Source organism: Ruminiclostridium herbifermentans (assembly GCF_005473905.2).
GTDB lineage: Bacteria > Bacillota > Clostridia > Acetivibrionales > DSM-1351 > Ruminiclostridium > Ruminiclostridium herbifermentans.
Map to the genome: position 1 here is coordinate 2,563,469 of NZ_CP061336.1, position 21,854 is coordinate 2,585,322.

Annotated in this window: 19 protein-coding genes; 2 read left to right on the forward strand and 17 right to left on the reverse strand. The window is 31.7% G+C overall.

Features of this window, described 5'->3' with window-relative positions; genetic code table 11:
* Positions 1-32: 32 nt before the first annotated feature.
* The 3 genes from smc to EHE19_RS10535 all read right to left on the reverse strand — a co-directional run bounded on the left by smc (position 33) and on the right by EHE19_RS10535 (position 5,335).
* Positions 33-3,605, reverse strand: coding sequence for a chromosome segregation protein SMC (smc, locus tag EHE19_RS10525; protein WP_137695974.1), 3,573 nt, complete (start codon positions 3,603-3,605; stop codon positions 33-35).
* Positions 3,606-3,959: 354 nt separating this feature from the next.
* Positions 3,960-4,715: a nitroreductase family protein gene (locus EHE19_RS10530; RefSeq protein WP_137695973.1), complete on the reverse strand. Its 756-nt coding sequence runs from the start codon at positions 4,713-4,715 to the stop codon at positions 3,960-3,962.
* Positions 4,716-4,948: 233 nt separating this feature from the next.
* Positions 4,949-5,335 carry a CoA-binding protein gene (locus EHE19_RS10535; RefSeq protein WP_137695972.1) on the reverse strand — a complete coding sequence of 129 codons (387 nt, stop codon included), beginning with the start codon at positions 5,333-5,335 and terminating at the stop codon, positions 4,949-4,951.
* Between the two features lie 672 nt (positions 5,336-6,007).
* Here EHE19_RS10535 and EHE19_RS10540 point away from each other — a divergent pair.
* Positions 6,008-6,442 carry a hypothetical protein gene (locus EHE19_RS10540; RefSeq protein ID WP_137695971.1) on the forward strand — a complete coding sequence of 145 codons (435 nt, stop codon included), beginning with the start codon at positions 6,008-6,010 and terminating at the stop codon, positions 6,440-6,442.
* Between the two features lie 152 nt (positions 6,443-6,594).
* A complete protein-coding gene (locus EHE19_RS10545) occupies positions 6,595-7,230 on the forward strand; it encodes a superoxide dismutase (RefSeq protein ID WP_137695970.1) in 636 nt (211 codons plus the stop codon).
* A gap of 392 nt (positions 7,231-7,622) precedes the next feature.
* Here the strand turns inward: EHE19_RS10545 and EHE19_RS10550 are convergent, their stop codons facing one another.
* The 14 genes from EHE19_RS10550 to EHE19_RS10615 form a co-directional block, all read right to left on the reverse strand.
* Positions 7,623-8,690, reverse strand: a complete 1,068-nt coding sequence (locus EHE19_RS10550; protein ID WP_137695969.1) for an HD-GYP domain-containing protein — start codon at positions 8,688-8,690, stop codon at positions 7,623-7,625.
* 144 nt (positions 8,691-8,834) lie between these two features.
* Positions 8,835-9,095 carry a stage V sporulation protein S gene (locus EHE19_RS10555; protein ID WP_110462462.1) on the reverse strand — a complete coding sequence of 87 codons (261 nt, stop codon included), beginning with the start codon at positions 9,093-9,095 and terminating at the stop codon, positions 8,835-8,837.
* A 127-nt stretch (positions 9,096-9,222) separates the two neighbouring features.
* Positions 9,223-10,257, reverse strand: coding sequence for an elongator complex protein 3 (locus EHE19_RS10560; protein WP_137695968.1), 1,035 nt, complete (start codon positions 10,255-10,257; stop codon positions 9,223-9,225).
* Positions 10,229-10,966, reverse strand: a complete 738-nt coding sequence (rnc, locus tag EHE19_RS10565; RefSeq protein ID WP_137695967.1) for a ribonuclease III — start codon at positions 10,964-10,966, stop codon at positions 10,229-10,231. Before rnc ends, EHE19_RS10560 begins: the two co-directional genes overlap by 29 nt.
* 236 nt (positions 10,967-11,202) lie before the next feature.
* On the reverse strand, positions 11,203-12,438 hold the full coding sequence (gene fabF, locus EHE19_RS10570; RefSeq protein ID WP_137695966.1) for a beta-ketoacyl-ACP synthase II: 1,236 nt from the start codon (positions 12,436-12,438) through the stop codon (positions 11,203-11,205).
* A 356-nt stretch (positions 12,439-12,794) separates the two neighbouring features.
* Positions 12,795-13,022, reverse strand: a complete 228-nt coding sequence (gene acpP, locus EHE19_RS10575) for an acyl carrier protein (RefSeq protein WP_137695965.1) — start codon at positions 13,020-13,022, stop codon at positions 12,795-12,797.
* 118 nt (positions 13,023-13,140) lie between these two features.
* Positions 13,141-13,878: a 3-oxoacyl-[acyl-carrier-protein] reductase gene (fabG, locus tag EHE19_RS10580; protein ID WP_137695964.1), complete on the reverse strand. Its 738-nt coding sequence runs from the start codon at positions 13,876-13,878 to the stop codon at positions 13,141-13,143.
* A gap of 152 nt (positions 13,879-14,030) precedes the next feature.
* On the reverse strand, positions 14,031-14,963 hold the full coding sequence (gene fabD, locus EHE19_RS10585; RefSeq protein WP_137695963.1) for an ACP S-malonyltransferase: 933 nt from the start codon (positions 14,961-14,963) through the stop codon (positions 14,031-14,033).
* A gap of 46 nt (positions 14,964-15,009) precedes the next feature.
* The gene (locus tag EHE19_RS10590) at positions 15,010-16,005 is read right to left on the reverse strand and encodes a beta-ketoacyl-ACP synthase III (protein WP_137695962.1); all 996 of its coding nucleotides are present in this window, start codon (positions 16,003-16,005) and stop codon (positions 15,010-15,012) included.
* Positions 15,989-17,017 (reverse strand): phosphate acyltransferase PlsX, encoded by a 1,029-nt coding sequence (plsX, locus tag EHE19_RS10595; RefSeq protein ID WP_137695961.1) that lies wholly within the window; start codon positions 17,015-17,017, stop codon positions 15,989-15,991. The genes EHE19_RS10590 and plsX overlap by 17 nt, the downstream gene beginning before the upstream one ends.
* Positions 17,018-17,064: 47 nt before the next feature.
* Entirely contained in the window at positions 17,065-17,643 is a 579-nt protein-coding gene (fapR, locus tag EHE19_RS10600) for a transcription factor FapR (RefSeq protein ID WP_137695960.1), read from the reverse strand.
* 1,162 nt (positions 17,644-18,805) lie between these two features.
* On the reverse strand, positions 18,806-19,426 hold the full coding sequence (gene pgsA, locus EHE19_RS10605) for a CDP-diacylglycerol--glycerol-3-phosphate 3-phosphatidyltransferase (protein ID WP_137695959.1): 621 nt from the start codon (positions 19,424-19,426) through the stop codon (positions 18,806-18,808).
* Entirely contained in the window at positions 19,410-20,753 is a 1,344-nt protein-coding gene (gene rimO / locus EHE19_RS10610; protein ID WP_483314003.1) for a 30S ribosomal protein S12 methylthiotransferase RimO, read from the reverse strand. The genes pgsA and rimO overlap by 17 nt, the downstream gene beginning before the upstream one ends.
* A gap of 259 nt (positions 20,754-21,012) precedes the next feature.
* The gene (locus tag EHE19_RS10615; protein WP_137695957.1) at positions 21,013-21,663 is read right to left on the reverse strand and encodes a regulatory protein RecX; all 651 of its coding nucleotides are present in this window, start codon (positions 21,661-21,663) and stop codon (positions 21,013-21,015) included.
* Positions 21,664-21,854 lie beyond the last annotated feature (191 nt).

Consider the following 21,854-nt stretch of genomic DNA (forward strand, 5'->3'; position numbering starts at 1 on the left):
TAGGATTTTATATGCAAAAATCGGCTTAATTCTTAAACCGCAACTTCACCCATTTTCATTGAAACAACCTTAGATATACCATGCTCTTGCATTGTAACACCATACATTGCGTTTGCTGCCTCCATAGTACCTTTACGATGTGTAACCATAATAAATTGTGTATTTTCGGAAAATTTCTTTAAGTATTCTCCAAATCTATATACGTTTGCATCGTCAAGGGCAGCTTCAATTTCATCAAGCAAACAGAATGGTGTTGGCTTCATTCTAAGTATAGCAAAAAGCAATGCTATAGCTGTAAAGGCACGCTCTCCACCAGAGAGCAGCATCATATTCTGAAGCTTTTTACCAGGTGGTTGAACCTCAATATCTATACCACTTTCAAGAACATTATCCATGTCACATATGATTAATTCAGCATGACCACCGCCAAATAGTTCTCTATACACTACACCAAAATTTTCATTTATAATTTTAAACTGCTCAACAAATTGTTTTTTCATTACTTGTACCATGTCATGTATTATCTTGTGCAGTTTTTCTTTGGCTTGTTCCATGTCATCTTGCTGAACTGACATAAACTCATATCTCTCTTTGGTCTTGATGTAATCATCAATAGCTGATACATTAACAGGCCCCAGCATTTTTATTTGAGCTCTATAATCATTAATTGTTCTCTGTGCTTGCGGTATGCTTTGGATTTCTTTTTTAAGTTCTAAAGCATTTGAATAAGTAAGTTCATATTCATCCCACATTCTATCCTGAATGGCTTTCATCTCTGCTTCAGCCTTGGTGTTTTTTACATCAATTCTGTTATATTCCTCTTGAAGCAAATGAATTGTCTTATTAGCTTCATTAAGCTTGTCAATAAAGTCTGAGGATTCTTCCTCTAGAACCTTTTTCTCCTCAACAAGTCTATCTATTTCAATAGTTTTCCCTGTTCTCTCATTTTGCAATTTTTTTATTGTACTCTCAAGTCCTTCAATTTCTTGTTTTAGAGACTCAATCTCGTTATTGGCTTTAAACTTTTCAGATTCCTTTCTGCTTTTACTTTTTTGCATTGATTCTTTATCTATGGCAATTCTTTCTAAATGTTCATTGACACTTTGCAGACTTTCAACTATAGAGTTTACAGATATCTTGAAATCAGTAATATCATCATGCAAACCATCTCTGACCGTTTGACGTTCTTTAAACTTCTCTTGATGTTCTGCTATAATTGCTTTTGTTTCAACAATATCCTTTTCAATAGCTTCAAGTTCTTGCTCATATTTTTCTTGTTCTTTTAAGATATCCTGTTCTTGCTGTATCATTTGGGATTTTTCTTCTTTGAGCATATCTATTTTTGCATCAATCTTGACAATATTGTCTTCAATCATGCTCAAATGATTCTCATCTCTTGTGATAACTAACTCAGCATCTCTTAATTTTATGTTTTCCTCATTCAATTCTGATTCTATTTCAGCAAGCATGCTTTTAACTTCAGATGTTTTTATTCCTAATGACATATCTTTTTTCTTTAAGCTTTCAATTGCTTCCTCAAGTTCAAGAATTTCTCTATTTCTGCCCAAAATGCCCGAACCCTTATGGTCATTGCTACCACCTGTCATTGAACCACTTGTGCTTAATATATCTCCCTCAAGAGTAACTATTCTAAAGGAATAGTTAAACTTTCTTGCAATATTAATACCTGCATCAATATTCTCAACTACAGCAACCTTTCCTAATAGGTTTAAAGCAATACCTCTATATTTTTCATCACAACTTACCAAATCAGAAGCAATACCACAAAAACCGCTATATTCCTTTAGTTTGCTAATTGTAGTATCATCTAAACGCTTTCCTCGTACTGATGTAATAGGTAAAAATGTCGCCCTTCCTAATTTGTTCCTTTTCAAAAAGTCTATAGCTTTTTTTGCATCATCTTCTGAAGAAGAAACAATGTTTTGAGTAGCACTACCTAAACTCATTTCAATGGCTGTTTCAAATTTTTTATCAACGCTGAAAAGCTGTGCAACAGTACCATGAATACCCTTCCCAAAATCAGAGGATGCTTTGCAGGCATTCATTATTTCCTTTACACTTCGACTATAGCCTTCCATGCTTTTTTCCATGTCTTTTAGCAAACGTTGTCTTGAGGACTTTACTTGTATATCTGTTTTTACTGCTCCTTGCTGCTTTTCCAAGTCAATAAGCGTCTCTTGAAGTTCATTTTTTTCTGAACTAAGTTCCGCAATCTTTTCCTTTTCATACTTAATAAGATTAGCAGAATTTCTTATACTCTCAGCTAAGTCCTCCTTTTTCATATTTTCTTTATCTTTTTCCACCTTGAGACTGTAAATCTCTGTACCAATAGAATTTTGTCTTTTCTTTATATTCTCAATATGGTTCTTAATATTATTTATCTGCGTTCTCTTGTCCGATTGAATATCTAGCTTGTCCATTATTCCGGACTTAAGCATTTCAATTTCACGTTCACTTTCGCTCAAGGTTGATATTATTTCATCTAACTCAGCTTGATATTTTTCAAGTTTATTTGAAAATTCTTTATGTTGTCCGTTTAAATATTCTATTTTACTAAGCTTGTTCTTTTCCTCTTTTAATAATTGTTCAGTTTTAGAATCAAGTTCTGTAATCTCTTCATCAAGTCTCTGTATATTCTGATTTAAGCTGCTTATTTTTTCTTTTTTCAAGCTTATCTCAGAATTACTCTTCTCAAGGTTTGCTTCAATTATATAAAAGCTATCTCTTGCTTCATTTACCTTTACTTCTAAATCCTTTAGAAATTCATTTTTTTGCTGATTTTGAATTGTTATATTGCGCAATCTTCTTTCTTCAGCTTCAATATTGTCCTTTATGTCTTTAAACTGCACTTCATATTCTTTAATTTTTTCTTTAAGCTTATCTATGCTGTCTAAGTATACATTGACTTCTAATTCCTTAAGTGCTTCTCTCAAGGATAAGTATTTTTTTGCTGCCTCTGATTGTTCTCTGAGTGGCTCTAATTGAGATTCAAGTTCATTAATAATATCCTTAATACGAATAAGGTTTTGTTCTGTTAATTCAAGTTTCCTTTCTGCCTCTTGCTTTCTGACTTTATACTTCATTATGCCAGAAGCTTCTTCAAAAATATGCCTTCTGTCCTCAGATTTTGAACTTAATATCTCATCAACTCTACCCTGTCCAATTATAGAATACCCATCCCTGCCTATACCGGTATCTAATAAAAGTTCATAAATGTCTTTGAGACGGCAGGAGGTTTTATTTATATAATATTCACTCTCTCCTGAGCGATAAACTCTTCTAGTTACAGTTACTTCACTATATGTTACAGGCAGATAATTATCTGAATTGTCAATAGTTAGAGATACCTCAGCAAAGCCTACAGGTTTTCTGTTTTCAGTGCCAGCAAAAATAACATCCTCCATTTTGCTTCCTCTAAGTGTCTTTGCACTTTGCTCACCTAAAACCCACCTAACAGCATCGCCTATATTACTTTTTCCGCTTCCATTTGGACCTACTACTGCTGTAATTCCAGAAGAAAAGTCTAATGATATCTTGTCTGCAAATGATTTAAACCCTTGTATTTCTAGTCTTTTAAGATACATTCTACACCCCAAATTATAATGAAAATCTAATTACAACTAATTATAAACTATAATATTTTATAACTATAAAAATTTATAATATAAATTGTTTTCGTAAAACTTAAACCATAATTGAAATTATCCATATAACCTTGTATATCTCACATAATACACTTAAATAGTCTAGCATACTTTGTGTTTCATTGGAAGGTTATCAATATCATTTATAACTCCAAGCTTTAAGATGAAATTTTTTGATTGCATTCTATTGAAGATAAACTTGATATTACTATTCTTTAAGCAGGATAACCATCTGCAAAGTATTTGCTATTTATAAATTATACGGCAGTTATAAAGAAATGTTCTATATTAGATTCATTTTTCTTTAGCAATAACCTTTACAATAAATTCATAACCTTCAGGTGCATCAGCACAATTAAAATCAAAGGTTGCAGCATTTCCCTCATGTTCAAGTGACAGCCACAAATGATATAATGCAATTCCAATATCTATTTGATTATATCTATCTACAAATGGAGCCTTAAGCTTTGATAACTTTTGACGACTGACAATGATTTCGTTTAAATCTCCACTGAAAAACCAAGGTTGAGAGTTAATAGCCGAAGGTGCAAGTCTTACTGGTTCGAGCAATTTCTCAGCACTCTTTATTAAACTTATTTCTGAAATACTTTTTCGTGAAAATTCAGAAATACTTTTTCTATGAACAGATTCTTTTGGGTTTCCAAAAGCAAGTAGAATAACAAATTCTAAACCATTTTGAGTATTAACCTCTTTTTTGGGTTTAAAAAAACCTAACCAACAGCTTCCAATACCCCTTGCAGATAAATACAAGTCAATCTGCTGCAATAGAAAGCCTGCATTGGTCAAATATCCATCCTTTTTTTCTGAATATATACATATGTAATGAGGTGCAAATTTGACAGGTATTAATAATTTTGTATCAACCTCACTCAAAAATGATATTGAATATCTAATATTATCAATAAGGGGCATAAGATTATCCACATAGCTTTTTATTTCATCTAATATTTCCTCAGATAGTGGTGTCATATCATATTTTCTTACTGACTTTCTTTTAAATATTGCATTATAAAGTTCTTGATTTGTCATAAATCCATCTCACCTGCTTTTAGTATAAAATAATTATTAAAATTATATATTAAATCATATACTATGGGCTCAGGAGCCATTGCAAGGCCTCTGACCCTCATTAAAATTATACATTAGATCATTTACTACGTCGATGAACAATGTTAAATATTTCTCAATTACTATACTACTATACTGTTCACAAAGTTCGTTTACATTTTACGCCATACTTAAATCAAATCATATTATTATATTTAAAAGCTAGTTGATATCAATCCTACAAGTACGCATGCCTGAACACTTTGCAGTCCATATCCTTTAATTTGTTTTAGTAATTCTTCATCATATGTCCCAGGTTGAAGCCATATATACTTAATACCTAATTTTGCTGCTTCATCAATAAATGCTCGTCCTCTTTTAGGCGATACAACCATATCAATTACCTCTGGGACTACAGGAAGAGAAGACAGATCTTTATAGCATTTATCCCCATCAATGTTGTCATACATGGGGTTAACAGGGTAAACCTCATAGCCTCGTGTTTTTAATTTATGGTAAATCTTGTTTCCAAACTTCTCAGGGTCTTGATTAGCACCAATAACTGCCCAAATCTTTTTTTCCAGCATAACCTCTCTAGTAATTTCTCTTTATTCATAGCAATATCCTCCATTATAATTATAATCTATATAGGTTTCTTACCCGACTTTCCTACGCAAAAATGTTCAATAACTAATCAATGCTTAGTTGATGGCGCAAAAGGAAGAACACTTCTGTATTGTTTATCAAAAACAGTGTCAAGAAGCATTGAAACAACAGCTTAATACGATTTTAGACATTATGAACACATAGCAATTCATAAACAACGCGGTTCAACGATTAATTAATGCTTTTTTTCTAACTCAACTTAACATTGATATAGTGGGCTCTCTAAAATATTAGCCAGTAACGCCATTTATTTATTTTCCTCTAACAACCCTCGGAATATTTATGGGTATCTATAACTATTATAACTATTTCCCTCTTTTTAATCTTTATATTTGTAAATAATAATTGAAATATCTGGACTAAGTGATTATTTAATAGATGATTTTAACTTTATATATAAATATAATCCAGATAAGAAAAGATTTTTAAGAGTAAATTAGTGCTGTTAACAAATTATTAGAAGTTTTAGAATCCCTAGAAATCCTTTACATAATATCTTAAATTAGTAACCACTAATCAATAATATTCATATAATTATAGTGTCTACTAGTCAGAGAATAAATAAAAGTCTGCAAGTTAGAGACAAAGTTTTAATAGGAGGTAGCTTTATGCCAAATTTTTATATACCATTTATGCAAATGATGGATTTTCCCGCAGATTATTCTCCAATGTTTGAAATGCCACAGGATCAATTGGAAGCTATGTACCCCAAATGTTATTATATTATTTATCCTGAAGTTAACCGTCATTGTGACATGTTCAACAAAATGTATGGAACAATGTATACCCCCACGCGCAAGCAGCTTGAGCAAATAGTTGATGAAATCGACAATTCTGTTGGTTCATATGTGGATGCTGAATATCAAGAAGATGAAAACGATACTGAAAATAGACAATTGGGATTTGGGCATTTTGGATCTGGTAGCAGGCGTCGCTTTAGAAGAGACCTAATTAGCATTTTGCTTTTAAGAGAACTACTTCGCAGAAGACGCCCTCACTATTATGGAGGTTACCCTTTACATTACGGTGGCTATCAGTACTGATATACTCATCTTCACAATTAAATAAAATATTACTTGCAATTATTATCATAGCAAACCATCAGTAAGTTTGAATAGCAATAGAATAAGAAAATATATTATAGTTGAATATTAACACATAATTTTATGCCTTTAATGCGGCGTGGGAGGTTATTATGATTCCAATTGGTAAGCATCAGTTACCGCCATTACCCTACTCATATGACGGATTAGAACCTGTAATAAGTCAGAGAACTTTGAAGTTTCATCATGATAAGCATCACAAAGCCTATGTTGATGGTCTTAACAAAGCTGAAATAAAGCTTCAAGAGTCTCGTAATCAAAACAACTATGAATTTATTAAATACTGGGAAAATGAAATTGCCTTTAATGGCTCTGGTCATATTCTTCACAGCATATATTGGACAATTATGGCTCCTATAGGTATGACAGGGCAACCGGGTATACAGACACTTACTCAAATAAATAATTACTTTGGAAGCTTTAATAACTTCAAAGAACAATTTAAAAATGCTACTGAAAAGGTTGAAGCTTCCGGTTGGGGAATACTTGCTTGGCAGCCTGCATGGATGAGATTAGAAATCCTTCAGGCTGGAAAACATCAAGATTTGACCCAATGGAGCGCGATACCTATATTGGTTTGTGATGTTTGGGAACATGCATATTATCTGGATTATCAGAATGAACGTAAAAAGTATATTGAGTCCTGGTGGCGCCTTATAAATTGGTTTGAAGTTGAAAGAAGACTCCAAATGGCCATGAAAGGGCAAGTTCCGTTAGTTATGTATTAGTACTTTATTTAATGTTCAATATTGTTAGAACATAAGCACATTCTATATTCGTCACATACGTTTAGTACTATAGTTAATTTTTAACTAAGTAATCCAACTTTCCATTGATAAGTTTAACACCTATGATTTTTCTTTTTCAACTGGGAAAGTTTAATAAGTAAGTTATAAATTATACCCATAAAAGCTAACCACATAAGCTCGAAAAAAGACAATGCTTACTAAAAGTCTATTTTTCGAGCCTATTATGCCATATAATATATAAAACTTTTGATTACACCTTTGGAATCATAGAATAACATTAATTTTTTATTATTATATCAATCTAATTTTATGTATGCGTATAGGCTGGTAAGAAAATTGAAATTCAGTTCAATAATGGTCTTCTGAATTTATTAGCTGCAAATTTGTTTAATTAAAACATGAGAATTTTCCTGCAAACTAAATTCATATGGAACAGGCAAAGGATTTCTATACTTATCAGTCATAATCTTCAAAACAGGCCTCAAAGGCATTTTAGGGTTTGAATCAATAACAAAAGCAACTTGATTATTACTAAGAAGCACTTGGCATCCTTTGGGATAAATAGCTACATTGTCAATAAATACTTTTGCAATTTTGGCATCTATCATAGTATTTGATATACAAAGCAGATACTCTGCAGCTTCATGGGGCAGAACCTTCTTTTGATATACTCTATCTGATGTCAACGCATCATATATGTCAGCAATTGCAACCACTTTAGATAACATATGTATATCTTTATCCTTCAATTTTTTAGGATATCCACTGCCATCACAGCGTTCATGGTGTTGTAAAATTACTTTTTCTATATCAGAATTGATTTGTGGTGATTTTAGTAAAATTTGATATCCATATTCAGAATGTTTTTTTACTTCATCGTACTCATCATCGGTTAATTTACCAACTTTATTGATTATGCTATCGGATATTTTAATTTTTCCAATATCATGCAGAAGAGCTCCGATACCAAGTATTACTACTTCTTCATAGCTTAATTTCATGACCTTTGCTGCTATAAGACTGTATATGCAAACATCTAAAGCATGCAAAAGAAAATAATCTCCTTCCCCTCTAAAGCCTGTAAGTGATAAAACTGAATTTTGACTTGAAAAAACAGCCTCCAATATACTTTCAACTATCGGAAACACTCTTGAGACCTCTATTTTATCTGTTTCCTTTATTCGTTCAACTACTTTCCTCAAAGACTCATATGTCTCTACATAAAACTTTTCTACTGGATTTAAAAAAATATCATCATAATATGTTTTATCTGCTAAAACTGCAATCTCTGATATCCCCCTTGATATCAGCTTTTTTATATAACATTCCTTTATTATCATTCCTTTTGATAATAGTAAATTTCCATTAGAATAAACATCTTCTCCGAGAATCATTCCGTTTTTTAAATCATCAACATGAACTTTTAAGCTCATTTTCATATATCAAAGACCTCTTTAGTACAATAATATTAAATTTTAACTTATTGTTTTATATTCTCGTATATTTTATCACAATTGATTCGAAATTTTTTACATAATTTTAAGGCTCACCAATAGGCGAGCCTTATTAAATTGAGAAATGAATTATCTAGGTTGTATGTAGAATTTGATAGCTGTTCTTTCTTCACCATCAATAACAACCTCTGCAAAAGCTGGAACAGTCACAAGATCTATCCCATTAGGAGCAACGAAACCTCTAGTAATTGCAATAGCTTTAACCGCTTGATTGACTGCTCCTGCCCCTACTGCCTGGATTTCAGCATAATTGTTATCTCTTAAAACAGCGGCTAATGCTCCAGCAACAGATTTAGGCTGTGAATTAGCTGAAACTTTTAGTACCTCCATAAATATATCCTCCTAAAATGCTTTAATAATTTTTTTTGCAAATATATAACATTTATATTAGTATTCTATATATTCCTTCAAATACCTTCTTTTTACATATAAATTTTTTAAATATTTTTAAAAAATCTTATAATTTTAGTATTTGAAAATGTTCAATATCATTATTTACTTTTACAATTACATTATTAAAATTAAATTTATTCTTTAAATAACTTATATTTGCTCTTTTTTGTCCAATTATATTTGACAGTTGTCTTTCGTTGCACTCTATAACTATACCAGGTAGTTTTGCAAAGTTGTTTTCTTCAATATATTTTTCTATTTTATTTAATAAAAGTCTTGATTCAACTAATTGCCTAAATGCAGGATGAAAAGGACCTGCCACCACATCTCCGTTATCATTAATATTTTCAGTAGGTTGAAGTCCAATCCGAATTACATTTATATTATTTTGTTGATATATTGCTAATAACTCTGCGCATATTTCAACTGCCTCTTCAACTGTAAGAGGTTTATATTTTTCTTCTAGATACATCTTTTGAAGATAAGTATTTTTTATAACAAGTGTAGGATATATTCGAACAATGTCAGGAACTAGTTTTACAACACTATTTGCTGTATTTATAGCCTTCTCCTTTGAATCTTCAGGCAAACCAACCATAGTTTGAATTCCAAGTGAAAATCCCCTTGCTTTTATCATTTTTGCTGCTTTAGTAACAGCCTCGATATTATGTCCTCTGTGACTTAATGCTAATACCTGTTCATCAAGGCTTTGAACTCCCAATTCAATAGTTTTAACACCATATTTAGAAAGCAAATCAAGAATTTCCTCATTGATATAGTCTGGTCTTGTTGAAAGCCTTAATTGAGTAACCTTTCCTGCCTTTATATAACTATATCCTATTTTTAAATACCATTCCTGCTCTTCAATAGGAATACCAGTAAAGCTTCCTCCATAAAAAGCCACTTCCACAAATGCATCTCCACTTGTACTCAAAGTATCTTCAATGCTTTTTCGAATTTCGTCCTCATTTGCATCATTAATCTGACCACTAATTATTTTTTGGTTACAAAATATGCAATCAAAGGGACATCCTTTATGTGGTACAAAAACAGGAACTACAATATGCCTTTTAATTATATAACACTCCCTTATCGCCATTATTTATCTTAGTCAGTGCATCTTTTGCTGCATTTTGCTCAGACTCTTTTTTAGAATGACCAGTGCCTTTTCCTGTAATAAGTCCATTTATACATACTTCTGTAACAAATGTTTTATTATGATCCGGTCCACTTTCGTCAATAACATTGTATGCAATATTTTGTTCTCCATTTTGTTGAACCAATTCTTGAAGCTGCGTTTTGTAGTCATAAAATAACTTGCCGTTTACACAACTTTTTATAACATCTTCCATATACTTGAGAATAAAGGCTTTAGCCGTTTCAAAGCCACCATCATTATATATTGCTCCAATTAATGCTTCAAAGGCATCAGATAGAATTGAACTTTTAACTCTTCCACCTGAAAGTTCCTCACCCTTACCTAATAACAAGAATGTTCCCAAGCCAATATCCGCAGCACATTTTGCAAGAGAATTTTCACAAACAATCTTTGCTCTTGTTACAGTCAATTCTCCCTCTGGAAGATTAGGATACATCTTGTATAAATATTCACTTATCACTAAACTTAATACTGAATCACCTAAGAATTCAATTCTTTCATTATAATTTAATTTTTTTGATTTTCTTTCATTTGCATACGAACTATGAGTAATAGCTGTCTGTAGTATTTTTTTGTCCTTAAAATCATATTTTATTATACCTTCTAGTTCCGAAAGACTATTAATTAAGTCATTATTATTCATTTTCATGTCCATGTCCACATTTTTTACACCATCAAAGAAACATGAACTAGGTCACCTCCTATAAAATTTGTTATCAATATTTTCTATAAACAAGTACTTATAGCTAATTATCCAATGATATCGGATAATAGTATAGGTTTTATCTGTCTTTACCTGCTTGCAGTTTTTAACAAAAAAGGTGGAGTTAATAACCCCACCCTTTTATTTTATACTTTTAAATCTTTATCAGCAATAGTATAATACTATTCATATTTTTTCATACATAGAGTAGCATTGTGACCACCAAATCCAAGTGCATTTGACAATGCATACTTGATGTCTGCTTTTCTGCCTACATTTGGAACACAATCAATATCACATTCTGGGTCTTGATTCTTAACATTTATTGTTGGTGGCAAGAAGCCGTCTTTTAATGCCATTGCTGTAACAATAGCTTCTATTGCTCCCGCAGCACCCAATAGATGACCTGTCATGGATTTAGTTGAACTCATTGCAATTTTTTTAGCGTGTTCTCCAAATACACTTTTAACAACCTTGACCTCTGAAGGATCATTTAATGGAGTTGATGTCCCATGTGCATTAATATATCCTATATCCTCTGGTTTTATACCAGCATCGTTAATGCTCATTTGCATACTTCTTATTCCACCATCTCCATCAGGATGTGGAGCTGTAATATGGTATGCATCACAAGTGCAACCATAACCAACAATTTCAGCTATAATATTTGCTCCTCTTTTAACAGCATGCTCATATTCCTCAAGAACAAGTATTCCTGCACCTTCTCCACATACAAATCCATCCCTGTCTTTATCAAAAGGTCTTGAAGCTGTGTTTGGATCAGGATTCTTAGACATAGCACCCATAGAACAGAAACCACCAAAGCCCATAATTGTAATACATGCCTCTGAACCACCTGTTATCATCACATCAGCATCTCCACGCTGAATTACTTTAAATGCATCTCCTATTGCATTGTTTCCAGTAGCACATGCAGTAACAACACATTCATTAAAGCCTTTAAAACCAAATCTGATAGCTATTTGACCTGAAGCCATATTTGCAATCATCATAGGAATAAAGAATGGACTTATTCTTCCAACTCCTTTATTAATATAAACATTATACTGATCCTCAAATGTTTCTATACCACCAATACCAGAGCCTACAATCACACCACATCTTTCAAGGTTTACTGCTTCTAAATCTAGCTTAGAAGCTTCAATTGCCATTTTTGATGCAGCAATTGCATATTGATTAAATCTATCCATTCTTTTTGCTTCTTTTCTGTCCATAAACTGATTAGGATCAAAATCCTTAATCTCTGCAGCTACTTTAGTTGTTAGATTCGAGACATCAATTCTTGTAACTTCACTTATACCATTTTTACCTTCTTTTATTGAATTCCAAAATTGTTCTGTTCCAATACCTAAAGACGAAACTACACCTGTACCAGTAATAACTACTCGCTTCTTCATAATAACCTCCACGCCCATATTGGGGCACAAGAATTTTGTAAATATTTTAAAATATTTAAAAACATTCATTCAGTATCTCTGCATTGCAGGGATAATCACATTTTTATCATCCTAATATTATTTTTATGTGCTATGAGCACAAATAATTGGTAAATACCCTTTTAATATAGGTATATGTTATTATATACATAACTTTCCATATGAAAATTTATATCTACAACTTAAACTGGACACGTTATGTAATTTATTAATATATCAAAAATTATAGTTATTTTATATAAAAGATTTTATCTCTGTATTGTATTTCAGATTTAGATAAAAAAAGTCCCATTTTTGGGACTTTTTTTATCTATCTTTTAAGTGTTCTTAGTAATGTATTCAACAGCATCACCTACTGTTGTAATCTTCTCAGCTTCAGTATCTGGAATCTCAAGGCCAAACTCTTCTTCAAGAGCCATTATTAATTCAACTATATCAAGAGAATCTGCTCCAAGATCATCTATGAAAGAAGATTCCATAGTTATATCGTCTTCTTCAACACCTAACTGTTCAACAACTAACTTCTTAACTTTTTCGAAAACCATATATTCACCTCCTTCCAAGAGAGTCGATAATTGCATATATAATCAATACAATATAATGCAATTTATTGTAATTCAAGCAAAGTAGCTTAAAAAATACAAACAATTCACAAATATAATATTATATTAGCAAACCACCGTCAATATCTATAACTTGACCTGTGACATACGCAGATTCATCTGAAGCAAGAAAAGCGACTACGTTAGCAACTTCTTCAGGTGTCCCATACCTTCCGAGTGCAATTTTTTCAATATATTTTTGCTTCAATTCTTCTGGTAATATTTCCGTCATTTCACTTTCTATTAATCCTGGTGTAACTGCATTACAAGTAATTCCTCTTGGTGCAAACTCCTTAGCAGTAGTCTTTGTTAATCCAATTAGTCCACCCTTAGATGCAGAATAATTTGCTTGACCTACGTTTCCATATGCACCAGCAACAGAAGAAATATTGACAATTCTCCCATATCTTTTTTTAATCATATGCTTTGAAGCCATTTTAGTACATAAAAAAGAGCCTTTTAAATTAATGTCAAGAACAACGTCCCAATCGTCCTCAGACATCATTGCCATTGGTTTATCCTTTGTTATTCCTGCATTGTTTATAAGAATATCTATACTTCCAAATGTATTAACTGCAGTGCTAATCAATGCCTTTACATCTTCTGCTTTACTAACATCTCCAACATTTGCAGCAACTTTTATTCCCATGGCTTCAAATTCTTTTGCAGTTTCAAGCACTCTATCAGTAAACCCGTTTATAACTACATTTGCTCCAAGCTTGCCAAGTTTTATAGCAATTGCTTTTCCAATTCCTCTTGATGAACCTGTAATTATAGCAGTTTTCCCATTAAATTGCACTAGCAGCACCTCCAATCACATTTAATGATAATAAACATAACTAGCATAATAACCTATCATTTATCAACATAAAAAGTTGCGTAACTAATACTAACACTTTATTTATGTAGTACTAATAACTGCTCTGAAAATCCTAGTAATCAATACGTTTCTTATGCTAAAGCTTCTAATGTCTTATTCAAGCTTTCTAAGTCTTCAACATTTAATGCGATAACATCCTTGTTAATTTTCTTAACAAAACCGCTTAGAACTTTGCCAGGACCTATCTCAATAAATGTATCAACGCCTTTGTCAATCATAGTTCTTATACAATTTTCCCAAAGTACAGATTTACTAACTTGATTTACTAGCAAATCCTTAACAACACTCTTATCAGTTATACATTCAGCTGTAACATTTGTTAATACGGGAATTTGAATATCATTAAGAGTGATATTTTCTAGTTCTGCAGCCAACTTTTCTCCTGCAGGTTTTAATAAACTGCAATGAAATGGTGCACTTACTGGTAAAAGGACAGTTCTTTTTGCACCCTTTTCTTTGCATAATTCACTAGCTTTCTCAACTGCAGCTTTTTCACCGGCAATTGCTATCTGTCCAGGGCAGTTGTAATTTGTTGCTTCAACAACTCCTAATTGTGAAGCTTCTTTACAACATTCAATTACAATATCGTTATCAAGCCCCATAATTACTGACATAGCACCAACACCTACTGGTACGGCTTCTTGCATATATTTCCCTCTTTTTCTTACAACCTTTACGGCATCAGAAAAACTAATAGTACCAGCAGCAACATGAGCTGCATATTCACCTAAGCTTAAACCTGCTACATAGTCAGGCTTGATTCCTTTTTCAAGCAGAGGCTGCATACATGCTATACTTGTAGTAAGAATTGTAGGCTGAGTATTTTCAGTAATCTTTAAAGTTTCATCATCGCTGCTAAAAATCATTTCTTTAATATCAAATCCCAAAGCAGCTGTTGCCTCATTAAAAATGTCATCTGCACTTTTGTATTCATCAGCTATTTCCTTACCCATGCCCACATATTGAGCACCCTGGCCTGGAAAAATAAATGCAATTTTCCCCATGATAATACCTCTCTTTATATTAATATTTAAATTAAAAACTTGTAAATTAAATCCACTTAAGTGCTATGGAACCCCAAGTTAATCCTCCGCCAAAACCTACTAAAACTAAGTTATCATCTGTTTTTAGTCTGCCTTCACGATTTGCCTCATCTAATGCTACTGGTATTGATGCAGATGATATATTTCCATATTTCTGAATAACGTAATACAACTTATCATCTGTGACACCAAGCTTTTTAATAGCACCATCAATAATTCTTGTATTGGCTTGATGAGGAAAAATATGTTGCAAATCATCAATGCTCATATTTAAATCTTCTAGTACTTTTAATGTTGCGCTAGACATTGCCTTAACAGCAAACTTAAATACTTCCGTTCCATCCATCCATAATGAATTAAGCTTATTATTTTGCCTTTTTTCTTTATCTTCTTGCGAAATATATAAACTAGGAGCATTGAGCACCATTGCAGAAGAACCATCTGAGCCCAGAAATGAATTGAGTATTCCATATCCTTGCTCAACTTCACTTAAAACTACAGCTCCAGCTCCATCTCCAAATAATACACATGTATTTCTATCGTTCCAATCAACTATCTTAGATAGTGCTTCACAACCTATTACTAAAGCATGTTTGTACATCCCGCTAGAAATAAATTGTTGTGCAATTGTCAAAGCATAAATAAATCCTGTACACGCAGCATTTACGTCAAATGCTGTAGCATTGTTTGCACCAATAGCAGCTTGAACAATGCATCCTGCTGATGGAGTATGGTAGTCATTAGTAATAGTTGCATATACAATCAAGTCAATATCTTCTGCTTTTAAGTTAGCATTTTCAATAGCTCTCTTTGCTGCTTCAACAGCCATTGCATAAGATGGTTCATCTTCAGCCAAAATTCTTCTTTCAGAGATTCCTGTTCTCTTTATAATCCATTCATTTGATGTATCAACCATTTTTTCTAAATCAAAATTAGTAAGCACTTTTTCAGGTAAATAGCTACCTGTTCCAATTATTCCGACACTTTTATCTAATTTCATCATCAGAAGGCTTCACCTCCATATTTTCAAATTGATTTTTAATTTCATTTACAACTCCACACTTTACTAATGGAATTGCACGTTTTAGTATTGCAGTCCTAATTGTTTTTGCCTTAGACGAGCCATGGCTTTTAATAACAAGACCTTTTACTCCTAATACTGGCGCCCCGGCCAGTTCATCAGCATTAAATTTTGTTTTAAATTCTTTAAATGCTGATTTCATAAGTAAATAACATAGTTTTGTTATTATATTCTTTGTAAAAATCACTTTAAGTTCGTTTAATAATAAAGAACCAGCGCCTTCAAAAAGCTTAAGAGACACATTACCAACATAACCATCACAAACAGCAATATCAATATCACCACTAGTGATATCATTCCCCTCCATATTGCCAACAAAATTGATTGGTCCTTCAGACAGCATTTTAAATGCATTTTTTAATGTTTCATTACCTTTTGCATCCTCAGACCCAACATTTAATAAACCTACTTTAGGCTTTTGAATATTATAAATAAGTTTCATATATATAGAACCCATAATTGCAAACTGTAAGTAATTAATAGGTCTACAAACAGTATTCATACCTGCATCAATAAGTAAAACCATGTTCTTCTTTGAAGGCACTAAGGCTGGTAAGGAAGGTCTATCAATTCCCTTTATACGACCTAGTAACAGCAATGCACCCGTCATAAGCGCACCGGTATTACCTGCAGAGATAAATGCATCTCCTTTGTTTTCTTTGATAAGTTTCAAACCAACAACCATTGATGAATCCTTCTTACTTTTAATTGCTTTTGTAGGAGTATCATCACCTTCAATGACTTCAGTAGCATTTACAATATCAATTCTGTCTTTATCATACTTATTTTCATCTAGGATTTTTTGAATGATGTCACTTTTCCCAACAAGAGTAATTTTAAAACCTTCCTGCATATTAATTGCTTCTATGCATCCATCTATAATAGCTTTAGGTGCATTATCTCCGCCCATAGCATCAACGATAATATTTATCACGTGATTCACACTCCAATTATTTGTCTGTTATTTAAGAATAATATTAATTATGACTTTATATTATTCTTATCTATAGTAACTAAGATAAATTTCCCTCTAAATACCTCTATATTTTTTTCATATATTTTAACCCAAACAACAAATCTACTACCTTTACTTTTCTTTACCTCTGCCTTCGCAACTATTTTTGCTCCTGAGTATACAGGGATCTTATATTTTATGTTAGCAACACCCACAAGTGCCACCTGTGCATCTATTACTGCTATAGCAAGAGTTTCTGCTAATGAATAAATATAATTACCTCTTACAATTCGTGTTTTCTCAAAAGCCATAGTATCATTTGTTTCCATTAAAGATATTGCACTTAATCCCAGCTGCAAATCAATTAACTCACCTATCAATTCTTTACCTTCAATAGACTTTAGCTTTTCTTGATTACTTTCTGCAACATTTTTTATTCTCTCCCTAAGTTCTGGAATTCCCAACTCAAGCCTATCTAGTCTTATCGTTGGTACGCTTACCTTAAAAAAATCGGCCAATTCTTCATCTGTTAAAAATGGATCGTATTTGATCTTTTCAAGGAGGGTCATCTGCCTTTGTTGTTTCTGTGATGATGGTCTACTCAAAAACAAACACTCCTTATATCTATTATCAATTTTATATAATTATTACCTGATACTAAATGTTGATACTAAGATTATATATTAACTTTTATGTTATTGCAACTATTTTATGATAATATTACCTATTTCCCATACTATATCAGGCTTATATTTTACGGTTAACACTCTACTTTCATATTATGCAGTCTTAAAACAAACCATTTCATCAATCATTGTGTGTAATGATCCTAATGTAAAATACAGAAATAAACTTTTATATTTTTTCAGCTTCGCAGTAAAAATTATGGCTGTGGGTACCTTATGAAAAGTTAAATGAATGCTTTAAATAGTTAGTCTATTGGTAATAGACAATTGCTTTAGCATAGATAACTATTCAAATAGAAGGTTGGTTTAGAGATAATTGCATTAACTAATTAAGTTAGAATACTACTGCTATAAATTCCAAAATTTTGTTTATTTGCTAAATAATCATAAGATTATAATATACAAAGCCAAAACTTTATATGTATAAGTTTTTGAAATTCTTATATATTTCATTAATGTATTATAACAGAACAAAGCTTGAGCATTATTAATAAAGCCTTACTTACAATAATGCTGTATTATAGCAATAATCTTAACGAAAACTTTATATGCATTTATGCTGCATAAAATTGATGTGCCCTTTAATAAGAACCAAAATTTCAGATTACAGGTCTATCCCAACTATTGATATTGAACCAGTGAAAGGCAATCGGCCCTTCAAAAAATTTAGTTTACTGTTCTACACCAAATATTTATATTGAACCCAAAAAAGAGCAATCGGCTCTTCAAAAAATTCAGTTTGCTGTTCTGCCCCAAATATTTATATTGAACCCAAAAAGAGCAATCGACCCTTCAAAAAATTCAGTTTGCTGTTCTACCCCAAATATTGACATAGAACCATAAAATAAGCCGTAACTATTATTACGGCCATCTTTATAATTTAATATTCAATTAAAATTCAAATGTAGTTCCATGCCTAAAACCATTTTTGAATTACAATGCTTATAAGGCAATAATTTTTGTTTCTTTATATCTAAATCTTAATACTAAACCTCAATAACAAGCTTGTTACATTGTATATTTTTATATAAAGCAAAGCAAATTACGTTTAAACATTGAGTTAAGAAATATTTTTCATCTTTTATTTATTACCCGATCTTAATATTTTTCCATTCTTTACAAAGAAATCAATCCCTGAATAAATAGTTACTATAACTGCTAAAAACATTAAATAAGCCCCAATAGGTATATCTGTTATCAATGAAAACGGCCAGTTTTCAAGTAAACACACTGATACAGCTACTGTTTGTAAAACCATCTTTACTTTACCAGACTTATTAGCAGCAATAACCTGTCCCTCAGCTGCTGCTATAGAACGGAATCCTGTAACCAGCAATTCTCTAGATATGATTATCATTGCTGCCCAACCAGTTATTACTTCATTTTGAACTAATGCTATTAAAGCTGCCGTAATCAACAACTTATCTGCAATAGGATCAAGAAATTTTCCCAGAGCTGTTACAAGTTTATGTTTTCGTGCTATATAGCCATCTACTCCATCGGTGCTTGCCGCCAAAATAAAAATAAATGCAGCAATATAATTTCCTGTTCCATTAACAAATCTATTAAAAGCTAGCATTTCATCCTTAAGAAACTTTAGCAAAGGAAAATTCACTGTAGCATCAGGAATTGGTATCATAAAAATCATTAATAATGGCACTAATATTATCCTAGACACTGTGATTTTATTTGGTAAATTCATTTATGACCTCTCCTATCAAATCATATTCTTCAGCATTTAATATCCTTACATCAACAAAGTTTCCTATCGTAAGCGGTTCAATGCTTGTAAAATAAATTAACCCATCAATCTCAGGGGCTTCTGCATAAGTACGTCCATAATAGAATATACCATCATCAGCAATTCCGTCAACAATAGCTTTATATATTTTCCCTATTCTATTATTGTTTATTTCCTTACTAATAGTATTTTGAAGATCTAATACTGCTTTTTGTCTCTTTAGTTTTATTTTTTTATTTATTTGATTTTTCATTTTTGCAGCTGGAGTGCCCTCTTCTTTTGAATAAGTAAACACACCCAACCTATCAAACTTAAATTCATCTACAAAGCTAATTAATTGCTCAAAATCCTCATCAGTTTCACCAGGAAATCCTACTATTAAAGTTGTTCTTATAACAATATCCTTTACATTCTCTCTAAGCTTGTATAGAGCAGTACGAATATCGGAAATATCTCCACGACGTCCCATAAGCTTCAATATTCTATCAGATGCATGCTGTATAGGTATGTCTATATACTTACAAACTTTTGGATTTGAAGCTATCTCTTGTATTAATTGATCATCAATCTCCTCTGGATAGCAATATAACAAGCGTATCCATTCAATACCTTCAATTTTTGATAACTTCTGAATAAGCTCAGGCAGCATTTTTCTGCCATATATATCTATTCCATATCTAGTTGTGTCTTGTGCTACTAGTACAAGTTCCTTAGCTCCATGTTTTGCTAATAACTCAGCTTCATTTATTAAAGCATCCATTTTTCTGCTTCTGTATCTGCCTCTCAAATATGGAATGATGCAATATGTGCATCTATTGTCGCAGCCTTCAGATATTTTCAGATAAACCGATTGCTTGCTAGAGGAAATAATACGCTCTCTATCAAGATAATCTACATCTTCAAGTCTTCCGTAGGATACAGTTTTTTCACCTTTATATGCTTTTTTTATTGTGTCTGCTATTTCTTCATAGTTACCAGTACCAAGTACTGCATCAACCTCTGGTATTTGTTCTAATATAAGTTCTTTATATCTTTCAGCCATACAGCCTGTAACTATCAGTATCTCACAATTTCTTTTCTTTTCCTCTGCCATCTCTAAAATAGTATTTATTGATTCCTGCTGTGCAGATTCTATAAATCCACAGGTGTTTACTATCAAAATATTTGCTTGTTCTTTATCATTAACAATTTCATAGTCTGCTTTTGATAGTAAACCAAGCATTATTTCACTATCTACTAAATTTTTAGGACATCCTAAAGAAACAACGCCAATTTTTTTTTTCACAATGCTCTCCTCAAATATATATTATAGTCGTATATGTATATTTCAATAAAAACTCTAATAGAAATTATTTATTAATATTTAGAAATTGTCAATGTATTAAGAAAATTATTTTCAATTAATTAATATTTGATTGCTAATCCAACCATACAAAAAAGATTATACCCACTTAAAAACTTTGGGAAATTGAGTCTTTTAAATACATTGGAAATCATTTCAGATTTATAAACTTTTTGCGACATTCTCAATCATGTAAATTACTATTTTAGCAATCTTCAAAGTATTCATCTGGTAGAAATTTACTCATCACTCTAGATATTTGTGAATAACTGAATCCTCTATTTGCTAAAAAAGACTTCATTTTTTGAAGAGTTTTTTCATCAAAAGTTTTTTCATTATAGGAGATTATTTTTGAAAATTTCTTCTCTAAAAGCTTATAAGCTATACTATCTTCATCTAAATTAATTTCATTGAAAGCCTGTTCTATTGTTTCTTCAGCAATTCCCTTATAGCTTAATTCCATTGATAACATTTTTATAGACTTTGGCTGAAGCTTAGTTTTCTCCCTTATGTATTTGATAGCATATTTATAATCATTTATATAATCTATCTCAATCAAGGAATCTATAACTTTATTAATTATCTCTTCTTTATATCCAAGTTCAAAAAGCTTTTGATATACCTCACTTGCTGTCCTAAGTTTAAAGGAAAGAAACTTAACAGCACATGATTTTGCTGCATCTAGTACCTCATAATCCATAATAAATTCTAATGTCTCTGGCGTAATATCCTTTCCTTTATATAGGTCTAAAGCTTTAATACGTTTTTGCGGCAAGCAAAAGGAAATGGTGTCATCAACAAACACTTCAGCCATAGAGGAAATATTCTTATTTACTTCTATAGATGTGATAATCACATTAATCCTCCTAAAAGTATCTTAAATCATAACTATTTTGGGTAAAAAATTTTAACAATTAGTAAATTTTTGTACATAATAAATTGTACATAATAAAATATTGTAATGGGCAGTTAAAACAAGAATTAATAATCAACAGTTAATGTATAAATAATATTTTCGTAAAGTATAAACATAGGTCAGTGCCAAAA